Source organism: Streptomyces sp. NPDC059850, assembly GCF_042731515.1.
GTDB lineage: Bacteria > Actinomycetota > Actinomycetes > Streptomycetales > Streptomycetaceae > Streptomyces.
On record NZ_JBHWJI010000030.1, the window covers coordinates 98,066 to 107,936 of the forward strand.

Annotated in this window: 6 protein-coding genes; all 6 read left to right on the forward strand. The window is 70.6% G+C overall.

All coding sequences use genetic code 11. From position 1 onward, the window contains the following. The first annotated feature begins 101 nt into the window (after positions 1 to 101). The 6 genes from ACFV9T_RS24540 to ACFV9T_RS24565 all read left to right on the forward strand — a co-directional run bounded on the left by ACFV9T_RS24540 (position 102) and on the right by ACFV9T_RS24565 (position 9,842). Positions 102 to 1,100, forward strand: a complete 999-nt coding sequence (locus ACFV9T_RS24540) for a LacI family DNA-binding transcriptional regulator (RefSeq protein ID WP_385443922.1) — start codon at positions 102 to 104, stop codon at positions 1,098 to 1,100. Between the two features lie 329 nt (positions 1,101 to 1,429). After that, on the forward strand, positions 1,430 to 2,638 hold the full coding sequence (locus ACFV9T_RS24545; RefSeq protein WP_385443905.1) for an ABC transporter substrate-binding protein: 1,209 nt from the start codon (positions 1,430 to 1,432) through the stop codon (positions 2,636 to 2,638). Between the two features lie 9 nt (positions 2,639 to 2,647). Continuing rightward, positions 2,648 to 3,595, forward strand: coding sequence for a carbohydrate ABC transporter permease (locus ACFV9T_RS24550; protein ID WP_385443907.1), 948 nt, complete (start codon positions 2,648 to 2,650; stop codon positions 3,593 to 3,595). Continuing rightward, complete coding sequence (locus ACFV9T_RS24555; RefSeq protein ID WP_385443908.1) at positions 3,592 to 4,446, forward strand: carbohydrate ABC transporter permease; 855 nt, start codon at positions 3,592 to 3,594, stop codon at positions 4,444 to 4,446. The genes ACFV9T_RS24550 and ACFV9T_RS24555 overlap by 4 nt, the downstream gene beginning before the upstream one ends. Before the next feature lie 64 nt (positions 4,447 to 4,510). After that, a complete protein-coding gene (locus ACFV9T_RS24560) occupies positions 4,511 to 6,601 on the forward strand; it encodes a beta-galactosidase (protein ID WP_385443909.1) in 2,091 nt (696 codons plus the stop codon). Between the two features lie 214 nt (positions 6,602 to 6,815). Beyond that, positions 6,816 to 9,842 (forward strand): ATP-binding protein, encoded by a 3,027-nt coding sequence (locus ACFV9T_RS24565; protein ID WP_385443924.1) that lies wholly within the window; start codon positions 6,816 to 6,818, stop codon positions 9,840 to 9,842. The last annotated feature ends 29 nt before the right edge of the window (positions 9,843 to 9,871 follow it).

Genomic DNA, 9,871 nt, shown 5'->3' on the forward strand with positions numbered 1-9,871 from the left:
TCCGGCACCGTCCGGGATCGTGCTCGAAGGGAGCGTCCGTGCCCACCACCGAATCCCAGAACGCCTCTTCCGGGGCCGGGCAGGGGCATCGCCCCCCTTCGATGCGAGAGGTCGCCCGGCTGGCCCAGGTGTCGCAGAAGACGGTGTCCCGGGTCGTCAACGGGGAGCCCTATGTGAGCGACCAGGCCCGCGACCGGGTGCTGCGGGCCGCCCGCGAGCTGGGGTTCCGACCCAACACCGCTGCCCGGGCGCTGTTGCGAGGGCGCTTCCGCCGCATCGGCGTGGTGTCGTTGGGAACCGCGCTCTACGGCCCCTCGTCGCTGCTGTTCGCGCTGGAGCGGGCGGCGAGCGCCGCGGGTTACTCGTTCAGCGTCGTGACCACGCTCAATGGCGAACCCGCCGGTATCGAAGGTGCCGTCGAGTCCCTGCTGAACCAGGGTGTGGACGGCATCGTGCTGTCCGAGCCGATCGACGAGGGCGAGGCCGCTCCCCTCGACCCGGGGGTCCCGATCCTCAGCTTCGGCCGGATGCCGGCCCTGGCCCCGGGCACCCGGGCCCTGGTCACCGGCGCGGACGGAGTGGGCGGCGGCATGGCGGCCACGCGGCATCTCCTCTCCCTGGGGCATGCCACCGTGTGGCATGTGGCCGGACCTCACAGGTGGTGGGCGGCACGGGACCGCATGGAGGGCTGGCGAAAGGCGCTGCGGGAGGCGGGGGCGCCGGAACCGGAGTGGATCGAGGGCGACTGGTCGCCCTCGTCCGGCTATGAGGCGGGGCTCCGGCTGGCCCGTACTCCGGGGGTCACGGCCGTGTTCGCGGCCAACGACGACATGGCCATCGGTGTCATGCGCGGCCTGTCCGAGGCAGGCCGCGCGGTACCGGACCAGGTCAGTGTCGTCGGGTACGACGACATTCCGTCCGCGGCCTACCTCTCGCCGCCGCTCACCACCGTGAGCCAGGACTTCGACACCGTGGCGGCTCACGGACTCGACTTGCTGGCCCATCAGCTGGAGACGCCGGACACCCCCGCACCCACCCGGGCCGATCCGCCCGCCCGGCTGGTGGTCCGCCAGTCCAGCGCGCGGCCCCCACGCCCGTAGGACCGGCAGCCCTCCCCTCCGTATCGCACCGCGCCCGGCACCACGCGCGGCACCACGCACGGATATGTCATGCCCACATCACTCGGCACATCGCACCTCTTGACGAGGAGCCGCACATGAAGAGCCTCCCCCGATTCCCCGCGCCCACAGCGACCTCAGGACCGCACCGCGCACCACCACCCCCGCCGCCTCCTCCGAGCGCCGGGCACGGCACGGCCCCGCGCCGGTCCGTGCTGCGCTGGGCCGCCGGAGCCGGCGCCCTCGCCGCGACCGGAACGGCCTCGGCCTGCGGAGGCGGCCGCGCGCCGAGCGTGCGTACCTCCGGTCCCGTGACGTTGTCACTATGGACCCACGACCAGGGATACCAGGACTACTTCACCGGGGCCGCGCCCCGGGCCGAACACGCCACCCGGTTCTCCTACCGGTTGCGTGTCACCCGCGCCGGAGCCCAGGACCTGGTGACCAAACTCCTGGCCCAGGCCGTGGCGGGACGCGGCACCCCTGATGTGATGGGCTTCGAGATCGGCAACTACGCGCGCATGCTGCGCGGCGGCCTCTCGGCCCGGCTGCTGCGCGACTGGACGAAGGACGTCGCACCCCTCGGCGACGACCTGATCGCCGCGCGGCGGGCCCCGTACACGGTCGACGGCAGGCTCTACGCGCTCGACTCGGACACACCCGTCACGGTCTACTACTACCGCGACGACCTCCTGTCCGAATACGGCATACCGGTGGACATCGGTACGTGGGAGGAACTGGCCCGGGCCGGTGAGAAGCTGTACCGCAAGCACCGGGTCTCCCTGGGCGCGGTGGCCACCGGCAGCGATCTGAACCAAGTGGTGCAGCTCTTCGCCATCCTCCTCTACCAGAGAGGGGGCGCACTGTTCGACGCACATCGGCGCAGCACCCTGGACTCGCCCGAGGCGGAGGAGACGCTTCGGTTCATCTGTGACGGGCTGCGCAGCGGTTTCCTCGTGGACGTCGCCGACTTCTACGGCCCCAGCATGCAGACCGCCCTCAAGCGCGGCAGCGTCGCGGGACTGTGGATGGCGAGCTGGTACAAGACCTTCGGGCTGCGGCCGAACGTCCCCGAGCAGGCGGGCCGGTGGCGTATCCGCGCGCTCCCGAGGTTCTCGGCCGGAGGCGGCCGCACCTCGGTCGCCGGGGGCACGGGCTTCACCGCGATCACGGGCAAGGCGAACACCACCGCGAGCGCCGACTTCCTGCGTACCACCTGGCTCACCGAAGACGCCCAGATCCGCCGCTACCGCGAACTGGGCTACCTGCCGACCCGCCGCTCGGTCTTCCGCAGCCCCGAACTGCTCGCCCTGGAGGACACGTTCTGCGGCGGACAGCGCCTGTTCGAGGTGTACGCCCCGCTGGCGGACCATGTGCCCGCCTACTACCAGAGCCCGGACCAGTCCATCCTCACGGACGTTCTCAGCGGCTATCTGATCCGCGCGTACCGGGGCGACCTGTCCCCGCGCGAGGCGCTGCGGCGCGCCGCCTCCGACTTCCGTGCCCAGGCGAGCCGATAGGAGCCGCAGATGACCAGTATCCCCGCGGAACGGCTCCGCGAGTCCCTTCCCCCGGCGGTCGCGTCCGGCGGCCGCGCGTCGCGGCCACCGCGCGGTCCCGCCCGTGCTCCGTACCTGTTCATCGCGCCGTTCTACGTGCTGTACGTCCTGTTCATGGTCGTGCCGATCCTCGTGTCGATGTATCTGAGCCTGTGCGAATGGGTCGGGCTCGGCCCCCCGCGCTGGGTGGGACTGCGCAATTACGCGCATCTGCTCACCGACGTCAGTTTCCACCGCGCGCTGCAGAACACCGGCGTCTACGTCCTGGTGAGCGTGGTCGTCATCGTCCCCGTCGCGCTGATGATGGCCCAGGGGCTGAACGCCCGGGGCCTTGGGGCACGGGATCTGTTCCGGGTGTCCTTCTTCATTCCCATGGTGGTTTCGCCCATCGTGGTCGCCCTCATCTTCAGCCTTGTGTTCGACCGGCAGTTCGGCCTGGCCAACTCGGTGCTCCGGGCGGTGTTCGGGCTCGGCGGATTCGACTGGCTGGCCGATCCGACCCTGGCCAAGGCGAGCATCAGCCTCATCATGCTCTGGCGCTGGGCGGGCTACCTGACGGTCTTCTTCCTCGCCGGGCTGCAGAACGTCCCGCGTGAGCTGTACGAGGCCGCGGAGCTGGACGGAGCGGGACGGTTCCGCACGTTCACCACCGTCACCCTGCCGGCGCTGAAGCCGGTGACCGGGTTCGTCGCGGTGACCTCGTTCATCAGCGCGGCACAGATCTTCGACGAGCCGTTCCTCCTCACCCGGGGCGGACCGGGCGACGCGACGCTCTCGGTGGCGATGTTCATCTACCGGGCGGCCTTCGAACGCCAGCAGTTCGGCTACGCGGCGGCGGCCGGGGTCGTGCTGTTCGTCCTCGTCTTCACCATCAGCCAGGTCTTCAACCGGCTGCTCGGCATCGGGAGGTCGTCATGAGGATCTCGTCCCCGGCACGCGCCCGCGGGCCCCGGGCCGCTCCACGCGCACTGCTCTACGCCGCGCTGACCGCCTTGCTGCTGGCCTTCACCGGGCCGCTGCTGTGGGCGCTGAGCGGGTCGTTCAAGCCGCGTGGCGACATCTTCGCCTACCCGCCCCGGCTGCTGCCCAGCCCGGCGACCCTCGCCAACTACCGGCATCTGCTGGACAGCCAGCCGTATCTGAGCTGGTTCCTGATCAGCACCGTGGTGGCGATCGTGGCGACCGCCGTATCGGTCTTCGTCTGCGCGCTGGCCGGGTTCGGGTTCGCCAAGTACCGCTTCACCGGACGGAAATTCCTGTTCGCGGTGATGTTCAGCTCGCTGTCGATTCCGTTCGCCGTCATCCTCGTGCCGCTCTTCGTGATCCTCGTCAAGACCGGGCTGGGCAATCCCTGGTTCGCCCTGATCGTGCCGTGGGTGGCGCCCGCGTTCGGGATCTTCATGATGCAGCAGTACATCATCCAGAGCGTCCCGGACGAGTTGCTGGAAGCGAGCCGCATCGACGGCTGCGGGGAGTTCCGTATCTTCTGCCAGGTCGTGCTGCCACTGCTGCGCCCGTCGCTGGGCGCACTGGCGGTTTGGACGTTCCTGCAGAGCTACAACAGCTTCTTGTGGCCACTGGTCCTGGTCTCCGACATCCATCAGTTCACCCTCCCCCTGGGGCTCCAGACGCTCTTCCAGGCGGAGAACCGTCAGTACGACCTTGTCCTGGCCGGATCGGTGCTCGCCACCGTGCCCACCGTCCTGGTCTTCCTGCTGCTGCGCAGGCAACTGCTCGAAGGACTGTCGGCGGGCGCGGTCAAGGGCTGATCCCGCCCCTCGGCCACGTCCGCCGTCCCGGCTCTTTCCCGTAACCGTCGATAGAGGAGGACCCTTGCCCCAGCTTCCCCCGCGTGTGCTGTTCGGCGCCGCCTACTACCACGAGTACCAGCCCTGCGACCGGCTCAAGACCGACCTGGACCTCATGGAGCGGGCGGGCTTCTCCGTCATCCGGGTCGGCGAGTCGGTGTGGTCCACCTGGGAACCCGAGAACGGCCGGTTCGACCTCGGCTGGCTGCGGCCGGTGCTGGACGGGGCTCATGAGCGCGGCATCGGTGTCGTCCTCGGTACGCCGACGTACGCCGTACCGCCGTGGCTCGCCCGGCTGTACCCCGAGATCGCGGGCGAGCGGCGCACCGGCGAGCGCATCCCCTGGGGCGCCCGCCAGGAAGTGGACTTCACCCACCCCGCCTTCCGATTCCACGCCGAACGCGTCATCCGGGCGATCCTGGCCCGCTACGCCGACCATCCCTCGCTGCTGGGCTTCCAGGTCGACAACGAACCGGGCAACGAACTGTTCCACAACCACGGCGTGTTCCAGCGCTTCGTGGACCACCTGCGCGTGACCTACGGCGACGTGGAGACCCTGAACCGGGAATGGGGCCTGGTCTACTGGTCGCACCGGCTCTCCACCTGGGCCGACCTGTGGACCCCGGACGGCAACGCGCAGCCGCAGTACGACCTGGCCTGGCGGCGTTTCCAGGCCGAGGAGACCACGCGGTTCATCGGCTGGCAGGCGGACATCGTGCGCGAGTACGCCCGCCCGGAACACTTCGTCACCACATGCGTCGCCTACGACCGGCCCGCCCTGGACGACCAGGCCCTGACAAGCCGGCTCGACGTCACCGCGGGCAACCCGTACTACACCATGCAGGACGGCCTCGGCCTGCCCGACCCGGGCACCGGCGGCCAGACGTGGACGACCAACGGGACATGGGCGCTGTACCAGAGCGCTGACCGGATGTTCTCCTCGCGCCAGGAGCCGTTCCTGGTCACCGAGACCGACGCCCAGGCCATCGGACACTCCTGGAACAACCGGCCCGCGTACGACGGCCAGTGGCGGCAGGCCGCCTGGGCGCTGATCTCGCGCGGGGCACGCATGATCGAGTACTGGCACTGGCACACCCTGCACTTCGGTACGGAGACCTACTGGGGCGGTGTCCTGCCGCACAACGGCCGTCCCGGGCGCGTCTACCGGGAGATCGCCCGCATCGGCCAGGAGCTGGAGAGCGCGGGCGACCTGGTCGCCGGGCTGACACCGGACGCGGATGTGGCGATGGTCTACTCGTCCGCCAGCAAGTGGGCACTGGCGTTCCAGCCGCCGCTGGCCGAGCCGGACGGCGGCCCGGACCGGCGCTCGTACCAGGGGGTCTTCGAGCCCTTCTACCGGGGGGCGTTCGACGCCGGGCTCCAGGTCCGCCTCCTGCACGCCGACCGCCTCACCGGCACCACCGCGCGCGTTGCCGCCGAGCGGCACCCGGTCCTCGTCGTGCCGGGCCTCTACACCGCGGACGACGCGACGCTCGACTGGCTCGCCGCCTACGCCGCCGCGGGCGGCCACCTCGTGCTCGGCCCGCGCACCGGCTACGGCGACCCGTGTGCCCGGGCCCGCACCGACGTCATGCCCGCGCGCCTCGCGGAGGCGGCGGGCGCCTGGTACGACGAGTTCAGCAACCTCTCCCAGGACGTGCCGGTGCGCCCCGCCCCCGGAGCCCCCCTCGCCCTGCCGAGCGGGGCGGCGGCCACCCGCTGGGTGGACTGCCTCCAGACCGACGGCGCACAGGTCCTGGCCGGATACGACCACCCGCACTTCGGCCGCTGGCCCGCCGTCACCACGCATTCCCACGGCGACGGGCGGGTGACGTACGTGGGCACCGTACCGGACCCCGTCCTGGCCACCTCGCTGTTCCGCTGGGCCGTCCCGGAGCGCGAGGGCGGCTGGAGGTTCGCCCAGGAGAGCGTCACCAGTACGGGTGCCACCGCTCCCGACGGCCGCAGGGTGCGCTTCCTGCACAACTGGTCCTGGGACGAGGTGGCGGTCCGGCTCCCCGCCAGGGTCCGGGACGTGCTCGACGGTACGGATCACCAGGCCGGGGATGAGCTGAGGCTGAAGCCCTGGGACGCCCGGGTACTCCTGGAACGCTGACGACCGTCTCGCCTCGTCAGCGGTGCTCAGGAGAAGTCCAGCCCCTCGGTGCGGCGCAAGTCCGCCCGTCATGGGCCTTCTTGATTCCCCATAGACCCCTCATTACCTTGGAGGAATCAGGAGAGGTGCAATTGACTGATACCGACTCACCCTCATTCAGCGAATGCGGCGATGAAAAATTGCGGGGGTGTCAAAAACAGCAGGTTTCACGCCGATGTTACAGCGTTGCGAATTCTGCGTAGTCGTACGTCAAAGCACTAGTGGACTTACTAGACTTTCCGGAAGGGACCTCCCCTTGAGCACTCACCCCACGGACACGAATTCACCCGAGACGTCTCGCCCGGCACGGTATTCGCCCCCCACTACCACTCTTCAGTACGAACTCCTCGACCGGCGGGAAGAACTAGCCGTGTTAGGGCGGCTCACCAAGCGGTTACCCGACCGTGTCAGTTCGCTGGTATGCATCGAGGGTGCGGGAGGCATCGGCAAGACCTCACTGTTGAACGCCTGGATCGCCGGTGCGCGCGACCGTGGCCTGCTGGTGGCGCGTGCGCATGGCATCGAGTCGCGGGAACATCGGCCATGGACCGTGGCACGGCAGTTGTTCGACTCCCTTCTTGCCGCGCTCTCCGATGCGGACCGGCGTGTTCTGCAGGAGAGCCCGGCGACCCAGGCCCTGCTGGCCCGGTCCGGTGAGGAGTGCCGGGCGTCCGGGGACGACGCCGAGGTGTCATGCGAGATCGGCGATGATCTTTACGAGGTGATCGTCAGCGCCTGCGAGATGGGCCCGTTGGCTCTCGTCCTGGATGACGCCACCTGGGCCGACCAGATGTCGCTCAGCTGGTTTCGCTGCCTGGCGAGCCGCATCGACGGCCTCCCGGTGATGCTGGTGACGACCCGCCGGTGCGGTGGCGGGCACGAATCGGCGCCGATGCTGGACGAACTGGCCCTCCAGCCGGGCGCCATCACCCTGGAACTCTCCTCGCTCAGCCCCGGCAGCGTGCGCCGACTGGTCCAGGACCGGATGGGCGGACGCGCCGACGAGCAGTTCTGCGCCGCGTGCCACGAGGTGTGCGAAGGCAATCCCCTGCTGCTCAACGAGTTGCTGCGGGTCCTGGTGAGGAACGGTGTGCAACCGTACGCGGCGCAGGCCGACCGCGTGGCCGAACTCAACGAGCGCGTGCTGGAGAGGACCATCGCCATGCGCCTGGCCCGGCAGTCCCCAGCGGTCGTGGCGATGAGCCGTGCGCTGGCGGTACTCGGTGACGGCACACGGCTTCCCGTCGTGGCCGCCCTGGCCGGTCTCGACCCCTTCCGCGCGCAGGAGACGGTACGGGAGATGCGCTGCATGGGCGTCCTGGCCGAGGAGGAGCTGCCGCGGTTCACCCAGCCGCTGGTACGGCCCGCCCTCTTCCGCGCCATGACTCCGGCGCAGCTGGCCGAGGAGCACTTGCGCGCCGCCCGGCTGCTGCGCGACCACGGCGAAAGCAGTGAGAGAGTCGCCCACCATCTGATGCTCACCCAGCCCAACGGAGACGAGTGGCGCATCGCGGTGCTGCAGGACGCGGCGCGGAGGGCCGCGGCGCGCGGCGCCCCGGCCACTTCGGCCCGCTATCTGCGGCAGGCGCTGACGGAGTCCCCGGCCCCGCAGGCGGAGGTGTCCCTTCGGTCGGAACTCGCGACGATCGAGATGCTGGACAATCCCACCGCCGCGGCGTACCACTTCCAGCAGGAACTGCTGCTGCGTCAGGACACCCACGGGCGGGCCGCCGCGGTCAGCGGGCTGGCGGTGGCGTTGTGCACCACCCGGCGCACCCAGGAGGCCATAACCGCGCTGCGGCAGGTACTGGCCGAGCTGGGCGAGTCGCCCGAGGACGACGAGTGGCGGTTGCGGCTGGAAGCGCACCTGGTCATGACCGCGTGGCAGGACGGCCCCGCCGCGTCGATCGGCACGGAGCTGGTGGAGGCGCGTTCGCATCGTTCCCTGCGCGGCGACACTCCCGGCGAGCGGGCCTGGCTGGCCGTGTGCGCCCTGCATGCTCAGGCCGGTCACGGCACCGCCGAGCACGCCCGCGCCCTGGCGGGGCGCGCCCTGCGGGGTGGGATGGAGCTGGACGGGGCCATGGTGCGGTTCTTCCCGCCCCTCCTCCTCTCCCTCGTCGCCGCCGACCATCCGGAGATGGCGGCCGGCTGGCTCCAGCGGATGGCCGACCACGCCGCACGGCGCGGCTCCGCGAGGCTGTCCGCCGTGGCGACCTTCGGGCTGACCACGGTTGCCTGGCACTCCGGTCGGGTGGAGGAGGGGCTCGGCCACGCCCGTGCCCTGCTCGACGTGGTCGGGCGGGAAACCCCGGAGCGTCCCGCCGTACCGTCGTTCGCGGCCGTGGCCAACCTGCTGCTGGACCTGGGTGCCACCGATATGGCGCAGGACATGCTGCAGACGCACCCGACCGACAGCCTCGTCTGCGATGCCTGGGCCAAGTCCGCCTATCTTCTGGCCCACGGGCGGCTGCGGCTGGAGCAAGGTGATCCGGGAGCCGCGCTGGCGGCTCTGCTGGAGTGCGGCCGGTACCAGGAGGCGGGCCCTGTGATCACTCCGGCGGCCGCCCGGTGGCGCTCCTACGCCGCCCTGGCGTACGCCGCCGCCGGTGACCGGGCCTCGGCGATCGACATGGCCAACCGCGATCTGGACCTGTCGCGCAGATGGGGCACCCACAAGGCGATCGGCGTCAGCCTCCGCACGCTGGGCACGGTCACCGGCGGCCAGCGGGGACTCGAATTCCTCTCCCAGGCCGTCGACATGCTGGAGCACTCACCGGCGCGGGTGGAACTCGCCTACACGCTGAACGAGTTCGGTGCCGCCTGCCAGCGCCTCGCGCGGCGGGACGCGGCACGGTCCTCCCTGGAACGGGCGCTGGTGGTGGCGGAGGAGTGCTCCGCGAGCTGCCTGGCCGACCGTGTCCGCGTCACGCTGCCGCTGGTCGGAGGCAGCCTTCGGGCGGCCAGGCCATCGGATGCGCGGCGGCTCACCCCCAGCGAGCGCCGGGTGGCGGAGCTGGCCGCCCAGGGCCGGACCAACCGCGAGATCTCGGAGGCCCTCTTCGTCACGCGGCGCACCGTCGAGATCCATCTGACCAGTGCCTATCGCAAGCTGGAGATCTCCGGCAGGCCGGAACTCGCCTTCGCGCTGGCCCAGGCGGCCACCCCGGCCCGTCGGGAGAGCGCGCTCCCGATGCCCTGACGGCCAGCCGGGACGTACGGAACCAGGGC